The organism is Streptomyces sp. NPDC085944 (assembly GCF_040686295.1).
In the GTDB taxonomy this organism is placed as follows: Bacteria; Actinomycetota; Actinomycetes; order Streptomycetales; family Streptomycetaceae; genus Streptomyces; species Streptomyces salinarius.
Genome location: NZ_JBFBJX010000008.1, coordinates 296672 through 321648, shown reverse-complemented (window position 1 = coordinate 321648; position 24977 = coordinate 296672). Strand labels below are relative to the sequence as shown.

28 protein-coding genes are annotated in these 24977 nt (G+C 71.0%); 13 read left to right on the top strand and 15 right to left on the bottom strand.

The annotated features are described in order from the left end of the window. Position 1 precedes the first annotated feature (1 nt). The 4 genes from AB0P07_RS18710 to AB0P07_RS18695 all read right to left on the bottom strand — a co-directional run bounded on the left by AB0P07_RS18710 (position 2) and on the right by AB0P07_RS18695 (position 3840). Positions 2-793 carry an ATP-binding cassette domain-containing protein gene (locus tag AB0P07_RS18710; RefSeq protein WP_365551910.1) on the bottom strand — a complete coding sequence of 264 codons (792 nt, stop codon included), beginning with the start codon at positions 791-793 and terminating at the stop codon, positions 2-4. Continuing rightward, positions 790-1830, bottom strand: coding sequence for an ABC transporter permease (locus AB0P07_RS18705; RefSeq protein WP_365551908.1), 1041 nt, complete (start codon positions 1828-1830; stop codon positions 790-792). The genes AB0P07_RS18710 and AB0P07_RS18705 overlap by 4 nt, the downstream gene beginning before the upstream one ends. After that, positions 1827-2831: a sugar ABC transporter substrate-binding protein gene (locus AB0P07_RS18700; protein WP_365551906.1), complete on the bottom strand. Its 1005-nt coding sequence runs from the start codon at positions 2829-2831 to the stop codon at positions 1827-1829. The genes AB0P07_RS18705 and AB0P07_RS18700 overlap by 4 nt, the downstream gene beginning before the upstream one ends. A gap of 271 nt (positions 2832-3102) precedes the next feature. Then, positions 3103-3840, bottom strand: coding sequence for a myo-inositol degradation transcriptional regulator (locus AB0P07_RS18695; protein ID WP_125635275.1), 738 nt, complete (start codon positions 3838-3840; stop codon positions 3103-3105). 129 nt (positions 3841-3969) lie between these two features. Between AB0P07_RS18695 and AB0P07_RS18690 the strand changes: the two genes are divergently transcribed. Beyond that, the gene (locus tag AB0P07_RS18690; RefSeq protein ID WP_365551905.1) at positions 3970-4983 is read left to right on the top strand and encodes a Gfo/Idh/MocA family oxidoreductase; all 1014 of its coding nucleotides are present in this window, start codon (positions 3970-3972) and stop codon (positions 4981-4983) included. Here the strand turns inward: AB0P07_RS18690 and AB0P07_RS18685 are convergent. Together AB0P07_RS18685 and AB0P07_RS18680 are read right to left on the bottom strand one after the other, a co-directional pair. Beyond that, entirely contained in the window at positions 4973-5668 is a 696-nt protein-coding gene (locus AB0P07_RS18685; protein ID WP_365551903.1) for a response regulator transcription factor, read from the bottom strand. The genes AB0P07_RS18690 and AB0P07_RS18685 overlap by 11 nt on opposite strands. Positions 5669-5720: 52 nt before the next feature. Further along, a complete protein-coding gene (locus AB0P07_RS18680; protein WP_365551901.1) occupies positions 5721-6980 on the bottom strand; it encodes a histidine kinase in 1260 nt (419 codons plus the stop codon). 170 nt (positions 6981-7150) lie between these two features. Between AB0P07_RS18680 and AB0P07_RS18675 the strand changes: the two genes are divergently transcribed. Next, positions 7151-7351, top strand: a complete 201-nt coding sequence (locus AB0P07_RS18675) for a hypothetical protein (RefSeq protein WP_365551900.1) — start codon at positions 7151-7153, stop codon at positions 7349-7351. Between the two features lie 18 nt (positions 7352-7369). On the opposite strand, the gene AB0P07_RS18670 is transcribed toward AB0P07_RS18675, so the two are convergent. Continuing rightward, on the bottom strand, positions 7370-7765 hold the full coding sequence (locus AB0P07_RS18670; protein ID WP_365551898.1) for a ribonuclease domain-containing protein: 396 nt from the start codon (positions 7763-7765) through the stop codon (positions 7370-7372). Between the two features lie 178 nt (positions 7766-7943). Here AB0P07_RS18670 and AB0P07_RS18665 point away from each other — a divergent pair, with 178 nt between their 5' ends. Continuing rightward, complete coding sequence (locus AB0P07_RS18665; protein WP_365551896.1) at positions 7944-8720, top strand: SDR family oxidoreductase; 777 nt, start codon at positions 7944-7946, stop codon at positions 8718-8720. A gap of 107 nt (positions 8721-8827) precedes the next feature. Here the strand turns inward: AB0P07_RS18665 and alc are convergent, their stop codons facing one another. Together alc and allB are read right to left on the bottom strand one after the other, a co-directional pair. After that, a complete protein-coding gene (gene alc / locus AB0P07_RS18660; protein WP_365551894.1) occupies positions 8828-9958 on the bottom strand; it encodes an allantoicase in 1131 nt (376 codons plus the stop codon). Between the two features lie 64 nt (positions 9959-10022). After that, a complete protein-coding gene (allB, locus tag AB0P07_RS18655) occupies positions 10023-11360 on the bottom strand; it encodes an allantoinase AllB (RefSeq protein ID WP_365551892.1) in 1338 nt (445 codons plus the stop codon). 255 nt (positions 11361-11615) lie between these two features. Between allB and allR the strand changes: the two genes are divergently transcribed. Continuing rightward, on the top strand, positions 11616-12452 hold the full coding sequence (allR, locus tag AB0P07_RS18650) for an allantoin degradation transcriptional regulator AllR (protein WP_365551890.1): 837 nt from the start codon (positions 11616-11618) through the stop codon (positions 12450-12452). Positions 12453-12583: 131 nt separating this feature from the next. On the opposite strand, the gene AB0P07_RS18645 is transcribed toward allR, so the two are convergent. Beyond that, complete coding sequence (locus AB0P07_RS18645) at positions 12584-12898, bottom strand: DUF5955 family protein (protein WP_365551888.1); 315 nt, start codon at positions 12896-12898, stop codon at positions 12584-12586. A 162-nt stretch (positions 12899-13060) separates the two neighbouring features. On the opposite strand from AB0P07_RS18645, the gene AB0P07_RS18640 reads away from it, so the two are divergent. Together AB0P07_RS18640 and aceB are read left to right on the top strand one after the other, a co-directional pair. Continuing rightward, entirely contained in the window at positions 13061-13684 is a 624-nt protein-coding gene (locus tag AB0P07_RS18640; protein ID WP_365551887.1) for a nucleotidyltransferase family protein, read from the top strand. A 184-nt stretch (positions 13685-13868) separates the two neighbouring features. Further along, positions 13869-15491, top strand: coding sequence for a malate synthase A (aceB, locus tag AB0P07_RS18635; RefSeq protein ID WP_365551885.1), 1623 nt, complete (start codon positions 13869-13871; stop codon positions 15489-15491). A 66-nt stretch (positions 15492-15557) separates the two neighbouring features. On the opposite strand, the gene AB0P07_RS18630 is transcribed toward aceB, so the two are convergent. Both AB0P07_RS18630 and AB0P07_RS18625 read right to left on the bottom strand, forming a co-directional pair. Further along, entirely contained in the window at positions 15558-16472 is a 915-nt protein-coding gene (locus tag AB0P07_RS18630) for a HipA family kinase (RefSeq protein ID WP_365551883.1), read from the bottom strand. A gap of 74 nt (positions 16473-16546) precedes the next feature. Continuing rightward, positions 16547-17176: a TetR/AcrR family transcriptional regulator gene (locus AB0P07_RS18625; RefSeq protein WP_365551881.1), complete on the bottom strand. Its 630-nt coding sequence runs from the start codon at positions 17174-17176 to the stop codon at positions 16547-16549. 70 nt (positions 17177-17246) lie between these two features. On the opposite strand from AB0P07_RS18625, the gene AB0P07_RS18620 reads away from it, so the two are divergent. The 3 genes from AB0P07_RS18620 to sigJ all read left to right on the top strand — a co-directional run bounded on the left by AB0P07_RS18620 (position 17247) and on the right by sigJ (position 20178). Beyond that, entirely contained in the window at positions 17247-18122 is an 876-nt protein-coding gene (locus tag AB0P07_RS18620; RefSeq protein ID WP_365551880.1) for a 2-dehydropantoate 2-reductase N-terminal domain-containing protein, read from the top strand. A gap of 269 nt (positions 18123-18391) precedes the next feature. Beyond that, positions 18392-19126 (top strand): NAD(P)H-binding protein, encoded by a 735-nt coding sequence (locus tag AB0P07_RS18615; RefSeq protein WP_365551878.1) that lies wholly within the window; start codon positions 18392-18394, stop codon positions 19124-19126. An 83-nt stretch (positions 19127-19209) separates the two neighbouring features. Beyond that, the gene (sigJ, locus tag AB0P07_RS18610) at positions 19210-20178 is read left to right on the top strand and encodes an RNA polymerase sigma factor SigJ (protein WP_365551876.1); all 969 of its coding nucleotides are present in this window, start codon (positions 19210-19212) and stop codon (positions 20176-20178) included. Positions 20179-20402: 224 nt separating this feature from the next. Here sigJ and AB0P07_RS18605 read toward each other — a convergent pair whose 3' ends face one another. Both AB0P07_RS18605 and AB0P07_RS18600 read right to left on the bottom strand, forming a co-directional pair. After that, complete coding sequence (locus AB0P07_RS18605) at positions 20403-21068, bottom strand: maleylpyruvate isomerase family mycothiol-dependent enzyme (protein ID WP_365551874.1); 666 nt, start codon at positions 21066-21068, stop codon at positions 20403-20405. Between the two features lie 52 nt (positions 21069-21120). Continuing rightward, the gene (locus AB0P07_RS18600; RefSeq protein WP_365551872.1) at positions 21121-21594 is read right to left on the bottom strand and encodes an ATP-binding protein; all 474 of its coding nucleotides are present in this window, start codon (positions 21592-21594) and stop codon (positions 21121-21123) included. Positions 21595-21743: 149 nt separating this feature from the next. Between AB0P07_RS18600 and AB0P07_RS18595 the strand changes: the two genes are divergently transcribed. Both AB0P07_RS18595 and AB0P07_RS18590 read left to right on the top strand, forming a co-directional pair. Further along, complete coding sequence (locus AB0P07_RS18595) at positions 21744-22577, top strand: helix-turn-helix transcriptional regulator (protein ID WP_365551870.1); 834 nt, start codon at positions 21744-21746, stop codon at positions 22575-22577. After that, positions 22574-22825 carry a DUF397 domain-containing protein gene (locus AB0P07_RS18590; protein WP_365551869.1) on the top strand — a complete coding sequence of 84 codons (252 nt, stop codon included), beginning with the start codon at positions 22574-22576 and terminating at the stop codon, positions 22823-22825. The genes AB0P07_RS18595 and AB0P07_RS18590 overlap by 4 nt, the downstream gene beginning before the upstream one ends. 27 nt (positions 22826-22852) lie before the next feature. On the opposite strand, the gene AB0P07_RS18585 is transcribed toward AB0P07_RS18590, so the two are convergent. Next, entirely contained in the window at positions 22853-23710 is an 858-nt protein-coding gene (locus tag AB0P07_RS18585; RefSeq protein ID WP_365551867.1) for a helix-turn-helix transcriptional regulator, read from the bottom strand. Positions 23711-23849: 139 nt separating this feature from the next. On the opposite strand from AB0P07_RS18585, the gene AB0P07_RS18580 reads away from it, so the two are divergent. Both AB0P07_RS18580 and AB0P07_RS18575 read left to right on the top strand, forming a co-directional pair. Then, positions 23850-24116 (top strand): Atu4866 domain-containing protein, encoded by a 267-nt coding sequence (locus tag AB0P07_RS18580; RefSeq protein WP_061441818.1) that lies wholly within the window; start codon positions 23850-23852, stop codon positions 24114-24116. An 89-nt stretch (positions 24117-24205) separates the two neighbouring features. Next, positions 24206-24964, top strand: a complete 759-nt coding sequence (locus AB0P07_RS18575; protein ID WP_365551865.1) for a glucose 1-dehydrogenase — start codon at positions 24206-24208, stop codon at positions 24962-24964. Positions 24965-24977: the final 13 nt, after the last annotated feature.

Sequence of the window (24977 nt, the reverse complement as noted above, 5' to 3'; positions counted from 1 at the left end):
CTTACCTGCGTTCCAGTTCATGGCGTAGATCGTCCAGCTCCGTTCCACCGGCCATCTGCTGGGTCAGCTCGTCCAGCGTCACATCGTCACGCATCTGATTGCCGACCATCGTGCCGCGCTTCAGGAGGACGAAGCGGTCGCCCACGAGGTACGCGTGGTGGGGGTTGTGGGTGATGAGGACGACACCGAGGCCCTGGTCGCGGGCCGCCGCCACGTACTTGAGGACGACGCCCGACTGCTTGACGCCGAGCGCCGCCGTCGGCTCGTCCAGGACGAGGACCTTCGCCCCGAAGTACACCGCGCGGGCGATCGCCACGCACTGGCGTTCGCCGCCGGAGAGGGTGCCGATGGGCTGGTCGACGTCGCGCAGGTCGATGCCCATGCGCAGCAGTTCGGCGTGGGTGGTGCGGCGCATGTGGTCGACGTCCATGCGCTTGAACGGGGCGACGCCCTTGCGCGGCTCGGAGCCGAGGAAGAAGTTGCGCCAGACCGGCATGAGCGGGACGACGGCGAGGTCCTGGTAGACGGTGGCGATGCCGCGGTCCAGGGCCTCGCGCGGGGAGGCGAGTCGGGTCTCCTCGCCGTCCAGGCTCAGTGTGCCGCCGTCGTGCTGGTGCAACCCGGCGATGATCTTGATGAGGGTGGACTTGCCCGCGCCGTTGTCGCCCAGGACGCAGGTGATCTCCCCGGCGTGCACCTCCAGGGACACGCCTTCGAGGGCGCGGACGTTGCCGTAGTTCTTGCTGACGCCGGACAGCTCGACGAGCGCCGTACGGCTTTCGGTCTGCGTCACTTGGTGGCCTCCGCGCGCTTGCGGACCCAGGCGTTGAGCAGGGTCGCGAGGAGCAGCATCGCTCCGAGGAAGAACTTGAACCAGTCGGGGTTCCACTCGGCGAAGACGATGCCCTTGCTGGTCATGCCGAAGATGAACGCGCCGACCGCCGAGCCGACGGCGCTGCCGTAGCCGCCGGTGATCAGGCAGCCGCCGATGACGGCCGCGATGATGTAGATCAGCTCGTTGCCGACGCCCTCGCCGGACTGGACGACGTCGTAGGAGAAGAGCAGGTGCTGGCCGGAGATCCAGGCACCGAGGCCGACGCCCATGTAGAGGCCGATCTTGGTCTTGGTGACCGGGACGCCCACCGCGCGGGCGGCGTCCTTGTTGCCGCCGACCGCGAAGATCCAGTTGCCCGCGCGGGTGCGCAGCAGGATCCAGCTGGCGACGGCGACCAGGGCGAACCACCACAGGATGGTCACCTTGAAGCCGACGCCGCCGATGGTGATCGTGGAGGCGAAGACGTCGCGGGCGGAGGGGAAGCCCTCCATGTCGGCGATCGACTTGGTGGAGACGGTGCTGTCGATGAGCTTGGTGAAGCCCAGGTTCAGGCCGGTCAGCATGAGGAACGTGCCGAGCGTGATGATGAAGCTGGGCAGTTCGGTGCGGGTGAGCATGAAGCCGTTGAAGGCGCCGATCGCCAGGGTGACCAGCAACGACACGCCGACGCCGACCCAGACGTTGGCGGTCATCTGGTAGCTGAACATCGACGACACCAGCGCCGAGGAGGTGACCATGACGCCCGCGGACAGGTCGAACTCGCCGCCGATCATCAGCAGGGCCACCGGGACGGCCATGATGCCGATCGTGGAGGCGGCGTAGAGCACCGTGCTGAGGCTGGCGGCGTGCAGGAAGCTGTCGGCGAAGAACGCGAAGAAGACGAAGACGGCGATCGCGCCGACGACGGAGCCCAGCTCGGGGCGGCCCATGAGCTTGCGCAGCGCCGATGTGTGCAGGAGCCGTTCGTCGGCCTCCTTCACCTGCGTGGCGTTCATCGGGTGCCCCGCTTCGTGTAGTCGGCCAGCGCGGCGGCGTCGTCCTTGGTGATGATCTGCGGCCCGGTGAGCACCGGGCGGCCGCCGCCGAGGACGTCGGCGTTGTACCTGTACAGCCAGAGCAGGTCGACGGCCTCGTAGCCCTGGAGGTAGGGCTGCTGGTCGACGGCGAAACCGAGGGTGCCGTCCTCGAGTCCGGCGGCCACCTTGGCGTTGAGGTCGAAGGTGTCGATCTCGGCCTTGCTGCCGGCGTCCTGCTTGGCCTTGACGGCGGTGTCGGCGTAGGGGGCGCCGAGGGTGACCACGGCGTCGACGGACTTGTCGGTCTGGAGCTTGGCCTCGATGGCGGACTGCACGTCGGGCATGCTGGTGCCGTTGACGTAGAGCCGCTGGACCTTGCCGTCGAAGGTCTTCTCGACGCCGTCGCAGCGCTGCTCGTGGCCGACGTTGCCCTGCTCGTGGAGCACGCAGATCGCCTGCTTGCGGCCCCGCTCGTTCAGTTCCTCGCCCACGGCCTCGCCGGCGATGGTCTCGTCCTGGCCGACGTGGGTGAGGGCGCCGAACTCCTTGGACTCCTCGGAGCCGGAGTTCACCGTGATCACGGGGATGCCCGCCTTGTGCGCGCGGGCGAGGGCGGACTTCATCGCGTCGGGCTTGGCGAGGGTGACGATGATGCCGTCGACCTTCTTGTCGATGGCCGCGTTCACGAGCTGGGCCTGCTGCTGCGCCTCGTCGTCGTGGGAGTACAGGAAGTTGATGTTGTCCTTGACCGCGGCCTGCTCGGCGCCGCTCTGGACGATGTCCCAGAAGGTGTCGCCGTCGCCCGAGTGAGTGATCATCGCGAAGGTCCAACGGGGTGTGTTCACCGCCGCCCTGCCCTCGGCCGACGCGGCCTTGCGGGCGTCCTCGGCGCGCTTGCCGCCGGTGCTGCTGCAGCCGGCCAGGGACACCGTCAGTGCCCCGGCCAGCGCGATGCCCACCCATGTCCGAAACCGTGCCACGAGGCCGTGCCCTTCTTGCTGTGCCGTGCTGTGCGTGCGAGGCCTTCCAGGCCCCGGCCGTCCGGGTTCTGGAAACCCCAAACGCCCCATTGTCCGACACACAAGCGGAGCACGTGCCTCCGGGGATCGGCCGACGGTCACATTGTCCGGACATTGCGACGAACCCGCACGACGGGAGCCGCCTGCGGACAGCGCTGTTCAGGACCGACCGGTACGGTTCGGGACCTGGCCGGTTCGGGACCTGGCCGGTTCGGGACCTGGCCGGTTCGGGTCAGGACCGCACGAGCAGCTGGAACTCGAAGGAGTAGCGGGACGGCCGGTAGGTGTGAGTGCCGAACTCGACCGCCCGTCCCGTGTCGTCGAACGTCGTGCGCTCCATGGTGAGCAGCGGCGCGCCCGCGTCCTCGCCGAGCCGCTCGGCCTCGCCGTCGGTGGCGGCGCGGGCGCCGATGGTCTGCCGGGCGCTGTGCAGGGTGATCCCGGCGGCGCGCATCAGCCGGTAGAGGCCGGTGGCCTCGAGCTGCCCGGTGTCCAGGTCGAGGAGGCCGGGCGGCAGGTAGTTGCACATGTACGCCATCGGCTCCCCGTGCGTCAGCCGGAGCCGTTCGACGCGGTGCACGTCGCTCTCCTCGGCCACGCCGAGCGCGGCGGCGACCTCTGCGGTCGCGGGGACGACGGTGTTGACCAGGACCTTCGTGGCCGGACGCTGCCCCGCCGCCTCCAGGTCGTCGAAGAGGCTGCTGAGCTCCAGCGGGCGCCGGACCTTGCTGTGCACGACCTGGGTGCCGACTCCCCGGCGGCGCACGAGCAGGCCCTTGTCGACGAGCGACTGGATGGCCTGGCGGACGGTGGGCCGGGACAGACCGAGCCGGGCGGCCAGCTCGATCTCGTTGCCGAGCAGACTGCCGGGGGTCAGCGCACCGTGCTCGATCGACGCCTCCAGCTGCTGCGACAGCTGGAAGTACAGCGGCACGGGGCTGCTGCGATCCACGCTGAGGTCCAGCGCCACGGTGGGGTCCACTTCTGGTTTCGGCACGGGCCGAGCGTAGCTCTGTGCGCAGGTGACGGGAAGTTGCGCGGTCCGATTGTCCTGACATACGCATTGACAGGGTGCGGGCTGTGAGCCCACTTTGATTCCATGCGCATCGGGGTCATCGGTACGGGCCGTATCGGCACCGTTCACGCCAACACGCTCAGCCGCCACCGCGACGTCGGGTCCCTGATCCTCACGGACGCCGACATCGCGCGGGCCCAGGAGCTGGCCCACCGGCTGGGCGAGACGGCGGCACCGGGAGTGGACGAGATCTTCCAGTGGGGCGTGGACGCGGTGGTGATCACCACGGCGACGCCGGCCCACGCGGAACTGATCGGCCGGGCGGCCCGTTCGGGTCTCCCGGTGTTCTGCGAGAAGCCCATCGCGCTGGACCTGCCGGGGACTTTACAGGCGATCGCGGAGGTGGAGGCCGCCGGGACGATCCTCCAGATGGGCTTCCAGCGCCGGTTCGACACCGGTTACGCGGGGGCCCGGGAGGCGGTGCGCTCGGGGCGGCTCGGCCGGCTGCACACCGTACGGGCCGTGACCAGCGACCAGGCACCGCCGCCCGCCGAGTACCTGCCGCAGTCCGGCGGGCTCTACCGGGACACGCTCATCCACGACTTCGACGTGCTGCGCTGGGTGACCGGGCGGGAGGTCGTCGACGTGTACGCCGCCGGGTCCGACGCCGGTCCGCCGATGTTCCGCGCGGCGGACGACGTGGACACCGGCGCCGCGCTGCTCACGCTGGACGACGGAACGCTGGCCACGGCGACGGCGACGCGGCTGAACGGAGCGGGGTACGACGTCCGCATGGAGCTGGCCGGGGAGCTGGACCAGATCGTCGTGGGCCTGGACGACCGTACGCCGATCGCGTCCACCGAGCCGACCGGGCCGCCGGCCGCCGACAAGCCGTGGACCGGCTTCGTGGAGCGTTTCGGACCCGCCTACGAGGCCGAGCTGACCACCTTCGTGCAGGTGGTGCGAGGTGAGCGGGCCAACCCCTGCGAAGGGCGCGAGGCGCTGCAGGCCCTGCGGATCGCGGAGGCCTGCGACGTCTCCCGCCGCGAGCGCAGACCCGTACGGCTGGCGGAGATCCCCGAGACGCTCACGCCTTAGGGGTGTCGTCCGGGAGGTCGTCCAGGAGTCCCGCGTCGTACGTCAGCAGGGCGATTTGCACCCGGTTGTCGAGGTCGAGCCTGGCCAGGATGCGGGAGACGTGGGCCTTGACCGTGGCGACGCTCATGAAGAGGTGGGGCGCGATGTCGGCGTTGGCCATGCCGCGGCCGACGGCGACGGCGACCTCGCGCTCGCGGTCGTTGAGCGCGTCCAGGCGTGCACGCGCGCGTGCCTGCCGTGCACGGCGCGTGTCGGGGGCGGTGCCGGCCGCCTGCTCCATCAGCCGCCGGGTGACGGCGGGCGACAGGACGGGGTCACCGGCCGCGACCCTGCGCACCGCGTCGAGGATCTGCGCGGGCGGGGTGTCCTTGAGGACGAAACCGGCGGCGCCGGCCCGCAGGGCACGCAGCACCTGTTCGTCCGCGTGGAAGGTGGTGAGCACGACGACGTGGGGCGCGTCCGCGCGGGCACGCAGCCGCTCGGTCGCCGTGAGACCGTCGACCACCGGCATCCGGATGTCCATGAGGACGACGTCGGGGCGGGTGCGGTCGACGAGTGCCCCGACCTCGTCGCCGTCGGCGGCCTCGCCGACGATCTCCACGTCCTCGGCGCCGCCCAGCATGAGGGCCAGCCCGGCCCGCACGAGCGGGTCGTCGTCGACGAGGAGCAGTCTGATCGCAGTCATGCCGCATACGTAATCACGGTCGCCTGGGCGCATGGCCGGCGTCTTGCCGATCTCAGTCCCACGGCAGCCGGGCCCGGACTTCGAAGCCGCCTTCGGGCGTCGGCCCGTGCTCCAGGGCGCCACCGGCGAGGGTGGCCCGCTCGGTCAGCCCGATCAGGCCCTGTCCGGAGCCGGGCACGTGGGGCACCTCGCCGCCGGGCGCGGCGTTGCGCACCGACAGGGCGAGGCCGTCGCCCGGCGCTCCGGTGACCGAGACGGTGACCTCGGTGCCGGGGGCGTGCTTGCGGGCGTTGGTCAGCGCCTCCTGGGCGATGCGGTACGCGGTGCGGCCGACGGAGGCGGGGACCGCCGCGGGGTCGGGGACGCGCTCCGCGAGGGTGACCTTCATGCCGGCCTCGCGGGACTCGGCGACCAGCGCGGCCAGCGCGGCCAGCGTCGGCTGGGGGCGGCCCGCGTCGTCGGCGTCCGCCGCCCGCAGGACGCCGATGATCTGCCGCAGGTCCTGGAGGGCCTCGTGCGCGCTCTCCCGGATGACGCCCGCCGCCCGCGCGACCTCCTCCCGGGGCGCGTCGGGCCGGAACTCCAGGGCGCCGGCGTGCACGCTGAGCAGTGTCAGCCGGTGGGCCAGGACGTCGTGCATCTCGCGGGCGATGGCCTCCCTGGCCAGCCGCTGCGCCTGCTCGGCCCGCAGCCGTGCCTCGGCCTCGGCGTGCCGGGCGCGGTCGCGCAGGCTGAGCAGGAGCTGGCGCTTGGAGCGGACGAGCAGGCCCCAGCCGAGCACCGTGACGCCGAGCAGCAGGGCGATGAGGAGGGAGGCGAGGAAGGGCAGCCCCGGTTCCGGGCGCATCCAGTAGTACAGGGGTGCCGCGGCGAGGCTCGCACCGCCGATCCAGGCCACGTACCGGAAGGGCCGGTGTACGGCGAGCGTGAACAGGGAGACGAGGACCGCGCCGCCCGCGGTGGCGGAGACGAGGGAGACGGGCAGCATCGCGACGGCCAGCCCGACCGGCCACCGGCGCCGGAGCCAGACGGCGGCGCAGGCCAGGGCTCCGAGCACCTGGTCCGCCACGGCCATGGCCGGTGAGAGGTCCGGCTCCTGGTCCAGCACGTCGGCGGACATCAGGCCGATGCCGACCGCGAGCAGGAAGCAGGCGAAGTCGACGGCCCAGTCGCGCGCGGTGCGCCGGGGCCGGCCGCCCGGCCGCCGGGATGGCGAGTACAGGTCCTCGACCAGCGCCGCCGGCAGGACCCAACTTCGCTTCGTGAAGGCCGGGGGCACCGTGGCCTGCTTGTCACTTTTCACAGTCGACAAATCTATGCGGGGCCGGTGGCCGGGACTGCCGGGCGGGAGGGGCCGTCGACCAAAGTCGCGCGACCGGCGACTTTCGGCGCGCCGGGACCCGTGCGACGGCGCCTTCCGTCGGGCAGGGCTCGCCCCGCGGCCGATGTGTGTGGGGGGACCGCGGGGCGAGAGTCGGGACCATGAAGAAACTGCTGGAGTTCCTGGGCTTCGTCACCGTGCTGCAGGGCGTGATGGGCCTGGTGCGCGAGTTCACCGACTGGAACGTGGGGCTGGTGCGGCGGATCGGTTTCCTCGACGGCTACGAGGTCTACGCGAGCGTGGCCCTGCTGGCTCTCGGCGGCGCGCTGTTCGCCGCCGCCGAGAGCCACAAGTCCGGGTGACCCCGGTCGGCCCCGGTCTCAGCAGCCGTGGTCGACGAGGTCGAACGACGCGTAGTGGTCGGCCGTGTAGTAGTCCTCCTGGTACTCCTCGCCGGTGACGATCCGGCGGGCTCCGCGCGTGTCGGAGCCCGGGGTGATCACCGTGTACTCGTGGTAGTACCCGGAGGACTGGTCGGGGAGGATGCCCTCCCGGTTCTGGAAGACGGTCCCGTCCTGTTCGAAGGGGTAGGGGCCGCCCTGCTCGATCAGGTCGAGCGTGTCGTGGGCCTGGAAGGGGAGCGCGCTGTAGCAGATGTCGCCGACCGCTGCGGATGCGGCGCCGGCCGTGGTCGCGGAGACGGTGCCGCCCACGAGGAGGGCGGACAGGACTGCGGCTGCTGCGCCGAGCCGAGCGGCGCGTGGGGGGAATCGCATGACCCATGATGACGCGCGTAGACAGTGGCATGTCAATGACAAACGCGTGGAGTTTCCCGGGACGTCGTATGTGTTTTCGGCGTGTTCACCGCGCCTCGGCGGGCGGGCCGGACCACCGGACCAGCTCGATGTCCGTTCGCCGCCAGCACGGGCACGGCGGCCCGGCTGGGATGGACCCATGAACACGAACACGCACACCAACCCACTGGCCCCCGCCCCGTCTCCCCTGTCCGGTCGTACCGCGCTGGTGACCGGTGGCAGCCGGGGCATCGGCGCGGCGACCGCCCTGTGGCTCGCCCGGGAGGGGGCGGACGTGGCCGTCACCTACGTCCACGGCAAGGACGCGGCCGAGGACGTCGTACGGGCCGCCCGGGCGCTGGGGCGCCGGGCGGTGGCCCTGCGGGCCGACTCCGCCGATGCCGAGGAAGCGGCCGGGGCGGTCGAGCGGGCCGCCACGGCACTCGGCGGCGGTCTCGACGTACTGGTCAACAACGCAGGCCTGGGACTGCTCGGCCCGCTGGAGAGCCTGGCCCTCGCCGACGTCGACCGGCTGCTGGCCGTGAACGTCCGCGGCGTCTTCCTGGCCTCGCAGGCGGCCGCGGCCCGCATGGGCGAGGGCGGGCGGATCATCACCGTCGGCACCTGCATGTCCCAGCGGGTGCCGGGGCCCGGCGGCACGCTCTACGCGATGAGCAAGTCGGCGCTGATCGGGCTGACCAAGGCCCTGGCGAGGGAGCTGGGCCCGCGCGGAATCACGGCGAACATCGTGCACCCGGGGCCGATCGACACCGACATGAACCCGGCGGACGGCCCCTACGCGCAGGGGCAGGCGGCCCTGACGGCGCTGGGCCGCTTCGGCACGGCGGACGAGGTGGCCTCGACGGTGGCCTACCTGGCGACCGCCTCGTACGTCACGGGCGCGGAGTACGCGGTGGACGGCGGCCACGCGGCGTAACCGACCCGGGACCTGCACGACAGGCACCCGGGGACGTGCGACAGCCGCGCGGGGCGCACCGGTGCTGTCCTGCCGGTGCGCCCCGCGGGTCTGTGCCGGGCGGCGGGTCAGCCGCCCAGTTCCTGGTGGCGGGCGGCGAGGTGGGCCGCGCCGTCCTCCGTCAGGGTGCCGAACAGGCGCAGACGGGAGATGCCGCCGTCGGGGAAGATGTCCACGCGCGCGTGCGTGCCGACGGCGGCCTCCGGCAGGACGAAGCGGTGGTTGGTGTCGGGCTGCATCCGGGTGCGCGGGAGCGCCTCGCGCCACTCGCCGTCCTCGCCGTCCTTCACCGACACCGACGCCCAGCCGGCGCTGTTGCCCTTCAGGTACGCCGTGTCGATCTCGATCGCGCGGATCTGGGAGCGGTCCACCAGGCGGTACTGGATCCAGTCGTTGCCCCGGTCGCGGCGGCGGCGGGTCTCCCAGCCGTCGTCCATCTTGCGGGAGCGGCCCGGCTGGATGGTGTTGGTGGCCGGCGAGTAGAAGAGGTTGGAGGCGTCCTCGACCCGGCCGCCGTTCTCCAGGGCGACGACGTCGAAGGTGCCGAGGGCGGCGAGCCACGCCGGGTCGGGCACGACCTCGCCATGCACGCGCAGGCGGGCGATGCCGCCGTCGGGGTGCTGCTTGAGGCGCAGGTGGGTGAAGCGCTGCTCGGTGGAGACGGCGAAGCCGTTGGCGGCGTGGCCGCCGACCGGGGTGCGCGGGACGAGGGTCGTCCACTTCACGTCGTCGGCGAGCAGTTCCTCCGGGGAGGGGGAACCGGCGACCGAGGCGCCCTCGACGGAGACGGCCTGCGGGTAGTTGCCGCGGAAGTGGGCGGTGTCGACGACGATGCCGCGGATCACGCCGGGGGCGCCGAGGCGGATCAGCGCCCAGTCGTGGTCCTCCTCGGTGGGCCAGGGGTGCTCGGCGGACACGCCGCGGCGCCGGCGGGTCTCCCAGCCGTCCATGACCTTGCCCTTGTGGCCGAAGTGCTCGGGGTCGAACTCGGCGGGCCCGGGCACCAGCAGGTTCTCGCGCTGGGCGAAGAACTCGTCGTTGGCGGCGACGACACCCGCGCCGAGCTGCCGGTCGGCAAGGTTGGCGTACTGGGTGAAGGGAAGGTCGGCGGTGCGGTAGTCCGCGTACGGGTCGCCGCCCCCGTAGGGCTGGGCGTCGCCGGTGAAGCTGGCCAACGAGGTGTTCTGCTGGGCCGTCACGGTGATCAGGTTTTCCTTTCGGGGCTGTTCGGGGGGTACTGGGTTCAGGGAGTGTCCGGGCGGTTCAGGCCCGGTCGAGGAGCTGTCCCTTCGGTTCGGTGAACGCGCCGTCCGCCACGACGCGCGTGCCGCGCAGCCAGGTGGACTTCACGACGCCGTACAGGGTCTTGCCCGCGTACGCGGTGACGCGGTTGCGGTGCTGGAGGGCGGCCGGGTCGACGGTGAAGGTCTCGTCGGGGGCGAGGACGGCGAAGTCCGCGTCGTGGCCCGGCGCGATGGCGCCCTTGCGGGCGTCGAGCCCCACCAGGGCGGCCGTCCGCGTCGACATCCAGCGCACGATGTCCTCCAGGCCGTGGCCGCGTGCGCGGGCCGCGGTCCACATGGCCGGCAGGCTGAGCTGGAGGCCGGCGATGCCGCCCCAGGCGGTGGCGAAGTCGTCGGTCTTGAGGTCGGCCGTGGACGGCGAGTGGTCGGTGACGACGCAGTCGATGGTGCCGTCGACGAGCGCCTGCCAGAGCAGGTCCTGGTTGGCGGCCTCGCGGATGGGCGGGCAGCATTTGAACTCGCTGGCGCCGTCCGGCACTTCCTCGGCGGTGAGGGTGAGGTAGTGCGGGCAGGTCTCGACCGTCACCCGCACGCCGTCGGCACGGGCCTCGGCGATCAGCGGCAGGGCGTCGCTGGAGGACAGGTGCAGCACGTGCACCCGCGCGTTGAACCGCTTGGCCTGCGCGAGCAGGGTCGCGATCGCGGTGTCCTCGGCGTCGCGCGGGCGGCTGGCGAGGAAGTGGGTGTACTTGGGGCCGCCCTGCTGCGGGGCGGCGGCCAGGTGGTGCGGGTCCTCGGCGTGCACGATCAGCAGGCCGTCGAAGGCGGCGATCTCCGCCAGGGACCGGGCGAGCTGCTCCTGGTCGAGATGCGGGAACTCGTCCACGCCCGACGGCGACAGGAAGGCCTTGAAGCCGAAGACCCCGGCCTCGTGCAGCGGGCGCAGGTCCTTGACGTTGTCCGGCAGGGCGCCGCCCCAGAAGCCGACGTCGATGTGGGCCTTGTCGGCGGCGACCTCGCGCTTGGTGCGCAGGTTCTCGACCGTGGTGGTCGGCGGGATGGAGTTGAGCGGCATGTCGACGAGGGTGCTGATGCCGCCGGCCGCAGCGGCGCGGGTGGCGGTCCAGAAGCCCTCCCACTCGGTGCGGCCCGGATCGTTCACGTGTACGTGGGTGTCGACCAGGCCGGGCATGACGACGTGGTCGCCGACGTCCTCCAGCCGGGCCCCCGCCGGGACGGGGGCGTCGTACGGCAGCACGGCCGTGATCTTCTCCCCGGTGACCGCGACGGACGCGGCGCGGGTCCCCTCGGGAGTGATGACGCGCGTCGAGCGCAGCACCAGTTCAGCTTCGGACACCCGGATCCCCTTCTCTGCCTGTGCTTGTCTGCCTCTGCCGTCAAATTTCAACGTTCTGTTGAAGGAGTCTTCACTCCCCCTTCGAGGCCGTCAAGAGGCACCCTTTGTGATGGCATGCCCAATGACCCCGCTCTGGACGTTTCCACAAAGCGGAATTAGAATTCCAGCAAGCAGAACGTAGCTACGTACAAGCCGGTAGTCAACCGGGTGCCGGGTACGCTTCTTTCCTCCCGCCAGCCCCGAAAGGAACGTGCCGTGCCGACGTCCAGCGCCAGCACCACCGACTCCGCCAGGTCCGCCACCGGTGGCGTCCAGTCCCTGGAGCGCGCCTTCGACCTGCTCGAACGGATGGCGGATGCGGGGGGCGAGGTCGGCCTGAGCGAGCTCTCGGCGAGCAGCGGGCTGCCGCTGCCGACCATCCACCGCCTGATGCGCACCCTCGTGGCCTGCGGTTACGTACGTCAGCAGCCCAACCGCCGGTACGCGCTCGGCCCCCGTCTGATCCGCCTCGGCGAGTCCGCCTCCCGGCTGCTCGGCACCTGGGCGCGCCCGCACCTGGCCCGCCTGGTCGAGGAGACCGGCGAGACGGCGAACATGGCCCTGCTCGACGGCGACGAGATCGTGTACGTCGCCCAGGTGCCGTCCAAGCACTCGATGCGCATGTTCACCGAGGTGGGCCGGCGCGTGCTGCCGCACTCCACGGGCGTCGGCAAGGCGCTGCTCGCGGACTTCCCGGCGGACGAGGTGCGGGCCCTGCTGGGCCGTACCGGCATGCCGGCCGCGACCGACAAGACGATCACCACGCCGGACGGCTTCATCGCGGCGCTGGAGGACGTGCGGCGCCGGGGCTACGCGATCGACGACAACGAGCAGGAGATCGGCGTGCGCTGCCTGGCGGTCTCCGTGCCGGGCTCCCCCACCGCCGCGGCCATCTCGATCTCCGGCCCGGCGGGCCGGGTCACCGAGGCCGCGACCGACCGGATCGTGCCCCTGCTCCAGCAGGTGGCGGCGGAGCTGTCGGAGGCCCTGCTGGCCTCGAACGGTTCGTCGAACGGCGCCACCAACGGCTCGAACGGCCACCCGACCGCCTGAGCGGCGCCCGCGCGCCGGGCCCGTACGTCACCCGCGCGCCGGGCCCTACGCCGCACCCGCACCGGGCTCGCGCTCCCGGCGCGCACCTCGACCCGCCCGCAGGGCTCAGCGCCCCGGCCGTCCGCCGGGGCTCAGCGGCGCGGCGGGTCCCCGAACAGCTCCACGGCGTGCCGGACCTCCGTCAGCCCCGGCTTGAGGGCGCTGACGGAGCCGATCGCGCCGGCCACCAGCAGCAGGGAGCGGCGCAGCCGCGGCGCCTCGGGGAGGCCGTGCCCCGCCATCGCGGCGAGGTCGGCCAGTTCGTCCTCCGCGATCCCGCGGTCCGGGAAGTCGGCGGGAAGCAGGGCTAGTTGGCGGCGCAACCGCGACACAGCGGTTCGCAGCGCCACCACCCTGACATCCTCGTCGCCGACGGTCACGTGCCTCTGCCCCAAGCTCCGCGACACAGGCCTCCCCGCCCTCCCCCTCGCACCCCGTTGTGCGCGGGCCAGTAAACGCCACCCCGCGCCCGGCGCGCCACCACGCGGACCGAAATTCAGTCTTCGGAAAATCTCCGGAAACCCCGTGCACGCCGGAGCGTTCGGCGGGCCGTCAGGTATGCAGGACGCATGACCGACAACGAGGTGCGGGCAGAGGACCAGGTGGGCGGCCCGGTGGCGGGGCTGCTGCTGGCCGCCGGGGGCGGCCGGCGGCTCGGCGGCCGCCCCAAGGCACTGCTGGAACACCGTGGACACCTACTCGTCGAACACGTGACCGGCATGCTGCGCGGGGCCGGCTGCGCCCGCGTGCACGTCGTCCTCGGAGCGCGCGCCGAGGACGTACGCGCGCGGGCGGCGCTGGACGGCTGCGTTCTTGTGGACAACCCCGACTGGGAACAGGGCATGGGCTCTTCGCTGCGGGCCGGGCTCCGCTCACTGGCGGGAACCGGGGCGCGGGCGGCACTGGTCGCCCTGGTGGACCAGCCCGGCATCGGCGCGGAGGCGATGGCCCGGGTGGGCGTCGGGTACCGGGACGAGACGTCGCTGGTCTCGGCGGTGTACGCGGGCGTGCGCGGGCATCCCGTGCTGCTCGGCGCCGCGCACTGGGCGGGGATCGCGGCGACGGCCACCGGTGACCGGGGTGCGCGCGCCTATCTCAGGGAACACGAGGCGGAGATCGCCCTCGTCGAGTGCGGGGACGTGGCCCGGCCGTACGACATCGACACCGAGGCAGACCTGGGCCACCTTGAGTGAGTGGGGTGGCACCCAGCGCCACCTTTCCTCGACCCGGAGAATCTCGACATCAACAAACCATTGAAGTTCCACGATGAGGAAACTACTATCCACTGACCAGAAGCACTCCGCTGCACGGCGAGTGCGTAATGCCCCATACGCACCCTCTGGCACCCGGTGCCACCGCTGAAGGAAGTGACAGCTCATGTCCGCACCAGCGCCGTCCACGCTGGCCATCGTCGACGCCGAGACCCTGCCCGGGCAGGAGGAGGTCCTCACCGATGCGGCGCTCGCCTTCGTGGCCGAGCTGCACCGGCGGTTCACGCCCCGGCGTGACGAGCTCCTCGCCCGCCGAGCGGAGCGCCGCGCCGAGATCGCCCGCACCTCCACGCTCGGCTTCCTCCCGGAGACCGCCGCCGTCCGCGCGGACGACTCCTGGAAGGTGGCCCCCGCCCCGGCCGCGCTGCAGGACCGCCGTGTCGAGATCACCGGCCCCACCGACCGCAAGATGACCATCAACGCGCTCAACTCGGGCGCGAAGGTCTGGCTCGCGGACTTCGAGGACGCCTCCGCGCCGACCTGGGAGAACGTGGTCCTCGGCCAGCTCAACCTGACCTCGGCCTACACCCGCACCATCGACTTCACCGACGAGCGCACCGGCAAGTCCTACGCCCTGCGCCCGGACGCCGAGCTGGCGACGGTCGTCATGCGCCCGCGCGGCTGGCACCTCGACGAGCGCCACCTCCAGGTCGACGGCCGCCCGGTCCCCGGCGCCCTGGTCGACTTCGGCCTGTACTTCTTCCACAACGCCCAGCGTCTGCTGGACCTCGGCAAGGGCCCGTACTTCTACCTTCCGAAGACGGAGTCCCACCTGGAGGCCCGCCTCTGGAACGAGGTGTTCGTCTTCGCGCAGGACTACGTCGGCATCCCGCAGGGCACCGTCCGCGCCACCGTGCTGATCGAGACGATCACGGCCGCGTACGAGATGGAGGAGATCCTCTACGAACTGCGCGACCACGCCTCCGGGCTGAACGCCGGCCGCTGGGACTACCTGTTCTCCATCGTCAAGAACTTCCGTGACGGCGGCGCCAAGTTCGTCCTGCCGGACCGCAACGCGGTGACGATGACCGCCCCGTTCATGCGCGCGTACACCGAACTCCTCGTCCGCACCTGCCACAGGCGGGGCGCGCACGCGATCGGCGGCATGGCGGCGTTCATCCCGTCCCGCCGCGACGCGGAGGTCAACAAGGTGGCCTTCGAGAAGGTCCGCGCCGACAAGGACCGCGAGGCCGGCGACGGCTTCGACGGCTCCTGGGTCGCCCACCCCGACCTGGTCCCGATCGCCATGGAGTCCTTCGACAAGGTGCTCGGCGACAAGCCCAACCAGAAGGACCGCCTGCGCGAGGACGTCGACGTCAAGGCCGCCGACCTGATCGCGATCGACTCCCTGGACGCCAAGCCGACCTACGCCGGTCTGGTCAACGCCGTCCAGGTCGGCATCCGTTACATCGAGGCCTGGCTGCGCGGCCTCGGCGCGGTCGCCATCTTCAACCTGATGGAGGACGCGGCCACCGCCGAGATCTCGCGCTCGCAGATCTGGCAGTGGATCAACGCCGAGGTCGTCCTCGACAACGGCGAGCAGGTCACCGCGGACCTGGCCCGCAAGGTCGCTGCCGAGGAACTGGCCAACATCCGCGCCGAGATCGGCGACGAGGCCTTCGCGGCCGGCAACTGGCAGCAGGCCCACGACCTGCTGCTCACCGTGTCGCTCGACGAGGACTACGCCGACTTCCTGACGCTGCCGGCGTACGAGCAGCTCAAGGGCTGACGCCGCACACGCTCCCTGGTCCGCGCCCCCGGTGCCGCAGCACGGCACCGGGGGCGCGGGCGTGTGTCAGCCGAGGTGGACCGACCAGTCCTGCTCGGCGGGCGGCTTGCCGTGCAGGTCGGGGACGCGCTTCAGCCAGTCGGGCCGCCCCCGCTGGGTGCGCGCCGCGCGGGCGGCATTCTCGGCGGCGAGTTCCTCGCGGCTCGGGAATCCGGTGGGCAGCCACTGCCGGGAAGCCTGTACGCGCGCGTGCAGGTAGTCCACGTAGGCGGCGCGCACCGCGTCCGGCGTGTCGAGGTCGCCCTCGCAGGTCAGCCAGGCCTGCGGCACCCGGTCCACCACCTCGCGCAGCAGCTCCCGCGTCACCTTCGGCGCCAGTTCGGCGTCGGCGGCCGGGAGATCGGGCGCGTAGTGGCCGAGGGCGTGATGGCGGAAGTCGTACGCCTTCTCGGGAGGTGAGGCGCCCCAGCGGTGGTGGAAGACGAGCGCCGCGCCGTGGTCGATGAGCCACAGGTGCGGCGGCACGGTACCGAGGGTGGGCCAGACCATGAGGTTGGAGCTGTGCACGGTCCGGTCGACGTTCACCGTGAGCGCGTCCAGCCAGACGACGCGTCCCGCCTCCCGCGGGTCCACCGGAAACACCTCGGCCAGCTCGGGCGTGAAGTCGGCGCCGCCCGACAGGTAGTCCATGCCGAGGTTGAGCCCCGCGCTGGCGTGCAGCAGGTCCCGCACCTCCTGGTGCGGCTCGGCCTCCGCGATCGCCGGGTCGAAGTGCGCGAGCACCAGCTCCGGCACCCGCAGCCCCAGCTCCCGGGCCAGCTCCCCCACGATCACCTCGGCGACCAGCGCCTTGCGGCCCTGGGCGGAGCCGGTGAACTTCAGGACGTAGGTGCCGAGATCGTCGGCCTCGACGACGGCGGGCACGGAGCCGCCGGAGTGCAGGGGCTCGACGTAGCGCGTGGCGGTGACTTCGGTGAGCATGGGACGAGCATATGGACGCGCACGCGCCGCCCGGGCCCACTCGCTCCCCCGCCGCCGGCGTCTGTCCTGTGTCGTCAGGTCCGGGTCGGTGGCGCACTCATCGCTGCCGTCAGGAACGTGATCGCCCATCGCTGGGCCGCCTCGTCCGCTGCTGGGGACGCGCAGCCCGGGGAGGACTGCTGGTGGACCTCGAGGCGGTCGACGGCCGTCACGGCGAGGATCCCCCGCATCCGGAACCGCAGCTCCTGCGGGGAAAGGCCGGGCAGTACGCGCGCGAAGGCCGCGAGGTAGCGCTCGCGGACCGTGTCCTCGTCCGGGCCGGTCCAGCTGCGCGCCTCCTCGGCCGGGTCGCTGAGGATCGTCACGATCAGCCGGGACGTCCGGGCGCCGCCCGCGTCGCCGGCCGACATCTCGTCGAACAGCGGCCCCGCGAAGGCCTCCACCAGTTCGCTGACCGATGGGTCGGGGCTCCGGGCGAGCAAGGTGTCGAGCCCTGCGCACTGGGCGGCGTTGATGGGCTCGATCACGCGGCGGGCGACCGCGGCCATCAGCTCCGCCTTCGACCCGAAGTGGTAGCCGACGGCGGCGAGGTTCGCTCCGGCGAGTTTGGTGATCGCGCGGATCGAGGTGCCGCGGTATCCGTGCTCGGCGAAGAGGTGCTCGGCCGCGTCGAGGAGCTGAGTGCGGGTGTCTGGGGTCTCCACACGCAGGACTCTACATATGTTTGAATGAAACGAACGTATGAATCAATCGAACGTGTGAAAGAGGGCTGTCATGAAGCTGCTCGTGTACGGCGCCGGGGTCTGCGGCAGCCTGTTCGCCGTCCGCATGCACGAGGCCGGCCACGACGTCTCGCTCCTCGCCCGGGGTGGGCGCCTGACCGCTCTGCGCCGGCACGGCGTGCGGCTCGCCGAGGAAGACGGCCCGGCTGTCCGGCGGGTACCGGTACCGGTGATCGAGCATCCGGACGGCGAGTACGACCTGATCACCGTCTTCGTCCGCACCCACCAGGTGGACGGGGTACTGGAATCACTCGCCGGCGTTCGAGGTGATGTGCTGTTCCTGCTCAACTGGGCGGCGGGCCCGGAGCCGCTGGGCGCGGTGATCGGCCACGAGCGGGTGCTGCTCGGCTTCCCCGTGACGGGCGGCACGATGGACGGCGACGTGATCCGCTACCGCAAGGGCAGTTTCCTCACCCGTCGGGTCGCGATGCCGATCGGCGAGCCCGACGGCCGCACCACCCCGCGACTGGAACGGATCGTGGAGGCGCTCCGTGGCGCCGGGGTCAACGCCGGGGCCGAGCCGCGGATGGACGCCTGGCTCAGGACGCACGCCGCATTCGAGGTGCCGCTCGGGCAGGCGGTCCACGCGGCGGGCGGCCCGGTGGCGCTGGCCGACGACCCGGACGCGGTCCGCGGCATGCTCCACCTCATGCGGCAGAACCTCGCCGCGATGGACACACCGCCGGTACCGCGCGCGTTCGCCGCGTTGCGGGCTCTGCCGCAGGGGCTCCTCGTGGCCGTGCTCCGGCGCTTCCTGAAGAGCCCGACGGCCGTGCACAGCGGACTCAACGACCCCTCGCCCGCCACGGCGGCCGAACTCGAGCGGCTGACCGAACAGCTCCGCGGACGGCAGCCGCAGACCTCATGACCGTTTCGGTAACGATGACGTGCCCGGCCGATCATGCACGGAGCCGGATGATGGGGCTTCGGCGGTCGCGATCCGGAGGAAGCCGTAGCCGCGCTCGCCGGAGCGAGCGGCTACTGCTCTGGCGGGCTCGAGCCCGTTGGTCGCCCGGTCGTCTGCACACCTCCATCAGGCGGGCGAGGAGACTCTGCCGTCGCAACCTCACATTCTTCCGGCCTGCGTCGTCATGTTGCTGAGGGCAGCGACTGGTGCCCCGGAACGGAGTGCGGAAAATGAAGGTTTTCGTCGCTGGTGGGCGCGGCCGCGTGGGGTCCCTCCTTGCTGACAACCTGGAGGCCAAGGGCATCGAGGTGGTCTCGGGAGGGCTTGAGGACGGGATCGACGTCATCTCGGGCAAGGGGCTGACCGAGGCTCTCGCCGGAGTCGACACCATCGTCAATGTCCTCAACACCCCCCGCTTTGATGCTGAGGGGGCGATCTCTTTCTTCGAGGGAGCGATCAACAACCTGACTGCGGAGGGAGAGCGGGCAGGCGTGCGTCATCACATCGTGCTCTCCATCGTCGGTGTCGGGCAAGGGGACGCGTCCGAGGTCGGGTACTACCTCGGCAAGGTGGCGCAGGAAAGGGCCGTGCGATCCGCTTCGATCCCCGCCACCATCATTCGGGCCACCCAGTTCCACAGCTACATTCCTGTCCTCATCGACCAGCACACCGTGGACGGCAAGGTTATTGCTCCACGGTCATTCGTCCAGCCCGTCGAGCTGGACGAAGTCATCGAGCTGCTCGCCGAGGCTGCCACGACGCTGGAACCGGGAAGCGAGGTCGAGATCGCCGGACCCGACCGCTTTTACCACGACGACCTCTTCCGTGCCACTCTGGCTGACCGCGGAGACGATCGTGAGGTGGTGACCGTGGACGCGGAAGGGGCACCCGACGTCATGGTTCCGCGCGGCGCGTACCGGACAGGCACTGTGCGGTACCCGATTACAGGGATCCCCACCGCCTGAATGCGATAGTGAATGGAGGAGCAACGCCTGAGCGCCTGGCGATGGGCTGGGCGCGCTGCGCTCCGATGGGAAAGGGTGCCCCCGTGCCGGAAGACACTCCTGCGGAATCCGCCGAGTTCGGAGGAGCCGAGGTTGATGAATCAACATCTCTCGATTCAGTCATGGCAGAGCGACATCGCCTGCTGTCGCTGGCCTTTCGCATGATGGGCACCCTGGCCGATGCCGAGGATGTCGTACAAGAGACATATGTAAGGTGGTACCGCCTTGAGCCCGAGGAACGCGACAGCATTGCCGTGCCTGCAGCATGGCTGATTCGAGTCGCCAGCCGCATCTCACTCGACTTGCTGGGTTCCGCGCGGGCACGACGGGAGATGTACGTCGGGCAATGGCTACCGGAGCCCGTTCCGGCCGACCTTTTTGCAGACACAGCGAAGGCGCCACTGAACTCCGGTGGTTCTGCTGCTGATCCACTCGATCGCGTCACCCTCGATGATGCCGTCAGCATGGCACTGCTGACGGTTCTCGAGGCCATGACCCCGGCGGAGCGAGTGACGTTCGTGCTGCATGACGTGTTCGGCGTCCCGTTCGACGAGATTGCTGGCGTCGTAGGTCGTTCAGCGGCAGCGACAAGACAACTGGCGACGTCCGCACGCCGCCACGTTCGACGAGGAAGACGCGCACGGGTTTCTCTCCACCAGCACGACGAGGTGGTTCGGGCTTTCCGTGACGCAACTGTCGGAGGGGACATCGAGGACCTGCTCCGCGTGTTGGCTCCAGACGTCGAACTACGAGTAGACGGCGGTGGCTTCGTCAATGCCGCACCTCAGGTCGTCCACGGGTCGAATCACGTAGCCCGGTGGTTTCAGGGAGTCATGCGCAAACAGCCCGGCCTCCGCCTTGAACGACGCGAAACAGCTGACGGTCTCGGATACATTCTTCGAAACGAAGAGCGCCGATACGGAATGGTCACATTTGACGTCAGTGGTGAATGCGTCACGAACGTGTGGATCATGCTGAATCCAATGAAGCTGACGAATTGGCCGCTCGACTGACTGATCGTCTCAGACCGACGACCTACCCGGTTCAGGCCGGTGCTGGAGAAGATCCGCGTTGCGAAGTCGGCCGGGGCAGGCCGCGCACGAAGCCAAACAGTGTCACGGCGGACGTCCACCCGGCTTCGACGAAGAGCGGTACAAGAAACGCAACCGCTGCGGCCTTTACCAATCCGGCTCCGCACATGGTCGCCACAACAGCTCCCAGCCGACCGGGGACGCGTTCACGCCGTCCGGCAGCGGTCGCGGAGGAGTTCCACACCGTCCCCTTCGAGGTCGTCGCAGTACGTCTCGCGTCCGGTCATGGCCATCACCAGGGCCATGGTGGGGCCGGACACGACAGGCCCGGAGCCGGTCGTGAAGGGCCCGTCGTCCGCGGCCAGTCTCAGCCCTCCGATGCGCTTCTTGGCGACGACCACGAGGTCCGAGCCCCGGTAGTACTCGGCCACGCGCGTGACGACGCCGACCGGGTAGTCGTGCCGGATGCCCAACGGACGCCGGATGTCCTCACCGTGCACCAGCGTCTCGCCCAGCATGGCGATGACGGGCAGGGGCGGCTTGGTGGTGCTCGGCACGACGCGCCGGAACCGGGCGAGCGTCTCGGCCGGATCCGCGCCCAACTGCTCGGCCAGCCGCACGGCCACCTGCTTGTCGAAGTCGAACCGGCAGCGGATCACCCCCGCGAACCAGCGCACGGTGTTGAGGCTCGCACCCGCCGTGAGATGCGCCAGCACCTCGCGCACCGTCAGGCCGGCGCACAGCGACGGCGTCGCCCACCGCTCCTCGGTCAGCTCCGCGAGATCGGCGGCCAGCGCCGCCCGCTCCGTACGGATCAAGGGCCGGACGCCCGCCCCTTGGCCGTGTTCCGCGGTCGGCTCCGGATCAGTCATGCGGGAAGGTCTCCTGTCGTCATCTCACGGACCGGGGTCGTGAAGGAGACTCTCATTCCCACGCGAAGTCATCGGCCGTGCGGGATCTCTGGTCACGAGGCAGCAGATCCAGTTCCGCGCGGACCGTCTTGCCGACGGGGACGCGGTCGAACACGCCCCACCGGTCCGCCAGCGCGTCCACGAGCAGCAGCCCGCGCCCGTGCTCGCCCTCCGGCGCCGCCGTGACCTCCGGGCGGCGCTCCCCCCGGCTGTCGGAGACGTCGATACGCAGCGTGTACGCGTCGAGCCGCAGCAGCACCTCGATGTCGCGCCCGGACACCCTGCCGTGGGTGACGGCGTTCGCCGCCAGCTCCGCGACGAGCAGCGCGGCCGTGTCGGACAGCGCCGAGCCGTACGGGACGCCCCACGCGTCCAGACGGTGCACGGCGAGGTGCCGGGTCAGGCGGGCGCCGCGCGGGGTGGAGCTGAACCGCTGGACGAACACACGCGCGGTGACCGGGAGTCGGGGGATGGAGGCTGGTCTCATGCCGCCCATCCCACCTGGGGCGACGCCGACCCACCAGATCAGCGACCGGTACGCACGGTGAGCGTACGGGTGCGGACGGTGGACAGTAGGAGTAACCGTCCGTGACCATGGGCCCGTTGAGTGGGCGTGACGGGTGGGAGGTGTCCCGGATGACGGACGGTACGTGCGGCGCGGGTGAACCGGAGGCGTCGGACAGCCTCAAGGCGTTCGGCGAGGTCGTCAAGGCCTTCCGCAAACGGGCGGGGCTGACCCAGGAGGAGTTCGCGCCGCAGGTGCGGTACTCGGTGCCGACGGTTGCGTCCATCGAACAGGGGCGGCGGTTCCCTCCGGTGGACTTCGTGGAGCGCGCGGAGCAGACCCTCGACGCGTTCGGCGCGCTGCGGGGCGCGGCACGTCATCTGTCGCGGCAACCGGGGCTGGCGAGCTGGTTCCGGCAGTGGGCGCGGTTCGAGGCGGAGGCGGTGAGTCTGTATACGTATGAATGCCGCCTCATTCCGGGCCTGTTGCAGACCGAGGCGTACGCGCGCACGCTGTTCACGAACCAACTGCCGCCACTCGGTGACGATCAGATCGAGGCGCAGTGGGTGGCACGAGCAGAACGACAGCGCTTGTTGAGGGAGCGGCCGAACACGGCGTTCAGCTTCATTCTGGAGGAGCACTTGTTCCTGCGGCGCATGGGCGGGGCGGAGGTCACGCGGGAGCTGATCGACCACGTTCTGGGGCTGGCCGAGCTGCGAAACGTGGAGGTACAGGTGATGCCCTTGGTGCGCAACGCCCACGCCGGGTTGGATGGCCCGATGCAGCTCCTGGAGACGCCCGACGCACGCTGGTTCGCGTACAACGAAGGACAGCGCGGGGGCATGTTCGTCCCCGAGCGGAAGGAGGTCAGCGTCCTCCAGATGAGGTATGCCAGGATGCGGTCACAGGCTCTCTCCCTCGACGACTCCCTGAGCCTGTTGCAGCGGATGCGAGGAGCCTCATGAGCACAGCGGAACTGGTCTGGTTCAAAAGCTCGTACAGCAGCGGCGGCGACGGCGACTGCGTCGAGGTGGCCCTGTCCTGGCACAAGTCCAGCTACAGCAGCAGCGGTGACGGCGACTGCGTCGAGGTCGCCTCCTGCCCCGACACGGTCCACGTCCGTGACTCCAAGGCGCCGCAGGGAGACCGGCTCGCCCTCTCCCCGGCGGCCTGGACCCGCTTCCTCACGTACACGACCACGACACGCGTCTGAGACCGCCGCGCGCCCGCCCGCCCCGGCCTACTGCCGCCGAGCCTCACGGCGGGGGTCCGGGCGGTGCCGGGTGGAGTGGAGGGAACCGAGCAGGTCGAGGGAGTGGGCGCTGGGGCTGCCCGGTTCGGCGTGGTAGATGACGAGCTGCTGGCCGGGCGCCTCGCGTACGTCGAACGCCTGGTAGGTCAGGGTCAGGGGGCCGACGTCCGGGTGGAGGAGGTGCTTGGCGTCCTGGGTCTTGCCGCGCACGGTGTGCGCGTTCCAGAGGCGGGTGAAGTCCGCGCTGTGCTCGGTAAGGGTGCGGACGACGTCGCGCAGCCGGGGATGGTCCGGGTCGAATCCGGTCGCCTCGCGGAGATTGGCGACGGTGGCCTGGGCCGCCCGGTCCCAGTCCGGGTAGAAGCTGCGGCCCGCGGGGTCGAGGAACGTCATACGGGCCAGGTTGTCCGCCGGGTCGAACGGGGCGTAGAGGGCGTCGGCCAGGGCGTTGGTGGCGAGGAGGTCCAGGGTCCGGCTCATGACGAACGCCGGGGTGTTCGCGTAGCCGTCCATCAGTTGTCGCAGCGCCGGACTGACCCGCTCGGCGGCGTGGCCGGAGGGCCGGTCGTTCGGCATGGCGCCGGCCAGCCGGAACAGGTGGGCGCGGGCGTCCGCGTCGAGGCGCAGCGCGCGGCTGAGCGCGTCGACCACCTGGGCTGAGGGGTTGCGCTCGCGGCCCTGTTCCAGGCGGGTGTAGTAGTCGGCGTTCACTCCGGCCAGGACGGCGACCTCCTCGCGGCGCAGTCCGGCGACCCGACGGGCCCCGTAGCTCACCATGCCGACGTCCTCCGGCCGCAGGCCGGCGCGGCGGGTGCGCAGGAAGTCTCCCAGGTGGTTGTCGTCCATGTCCTCAGGCTAGGCGGCGGTCCGGCGTGCTGGCTGGGTGTGCCGCACCCAGGCAGCACACGTCCTGGTCCGCCGCCGCCGACCTGCGCAGACTCGGTGGACGTGAAGGACCGACAGCGTTCGAGGAGAGGCGTCCGCCATGGCCGGGACCGTTGAGGGCGACCACGTCGACGTGGTCGGAATGTGGGTGACCGCGGACGGTCACATCCGTCAGGAGCTGCTGCCGGACGGCCGCTACGACGAGGCCCGCGGCGGGCGGCGCAGCGCGTACACCGGCCGGTACACCGTGACCGGCAGCCACCTGGACTACGTCGACGACACCGGGTTCACCGCCACGGGCGACATCCGGGACGGAGTGCTCTATCACGAGCACCTCGTGCTCTACCGGGAGCAGCGGTCGTCGTAGCGCGGACCGGGCCGCCGACGGCGGCAAGCGGCAAGCGGCAAGCGGCAAGCGGCAACAAGAAGTAGCAACGAGTAGCAAGGACCGGATCCATGAACGGACAACGGCTTGACGGCAAGGTCGCGCTGATCACGGGCGCGACGGGCGGCCTCGGCGCGGCGACCGCCGAACTCTTCGCCCGCGAAGGCGCCCGGCTGGTGATCACCGATGTCGCCGAGGGCCCCCTGCGGGAGCTGTCCCACCGGATCGAGGCGAGCGGCACGGAGGTCGTCGCCGCCCGTCTCGACGTCTCCTCCGCGCGGGAGTGGGACGACGTGATCGCCCTCGTGCGCGACCGGTTCGGCACGCTGGACGTGCTCGTGAACATCGCCGGCATCCTGGACTGGCCGGGTGTCGAGGACACGCGGGAAGAGGCGTGGGACCGCGTCATCGACGTGAACCAGAAGGGCACCTGGCTGGGCATGAGGGCGGCGATGCCGCTGCTGCGGGCGAGCGGCGACGCGTCGGTGATCAATACGTCGTCCGTCCTCGGCCTGGTGGGCAGTGGTGCGGCCGCGGCCTACCAGGCGTCCAAGGGGGCCGTGCGCCTGCTGAGCAAGACCGCCGCGGTCGAGTACGCCCGGCAGGGCGTCCGGGTCAATTCGGTGCACCCCGGGGTGGTCGCCACGCCCATGATCCAGGACCTCATGGACGAGCAGGGCGACCAGCAGCCGGACATCCGGCGCACCCCCATGCGCCGGGCCGGCCGCGCCGACGAGATCGCCCCCGCGATCCTCTTCCTGGCCTGCGACGACTCCTCGTTCGTGACCGGCTCGGAGCTGGTGGTCGACGGCGGACTCACCGCGCACTGAACAGTCCGCAGCA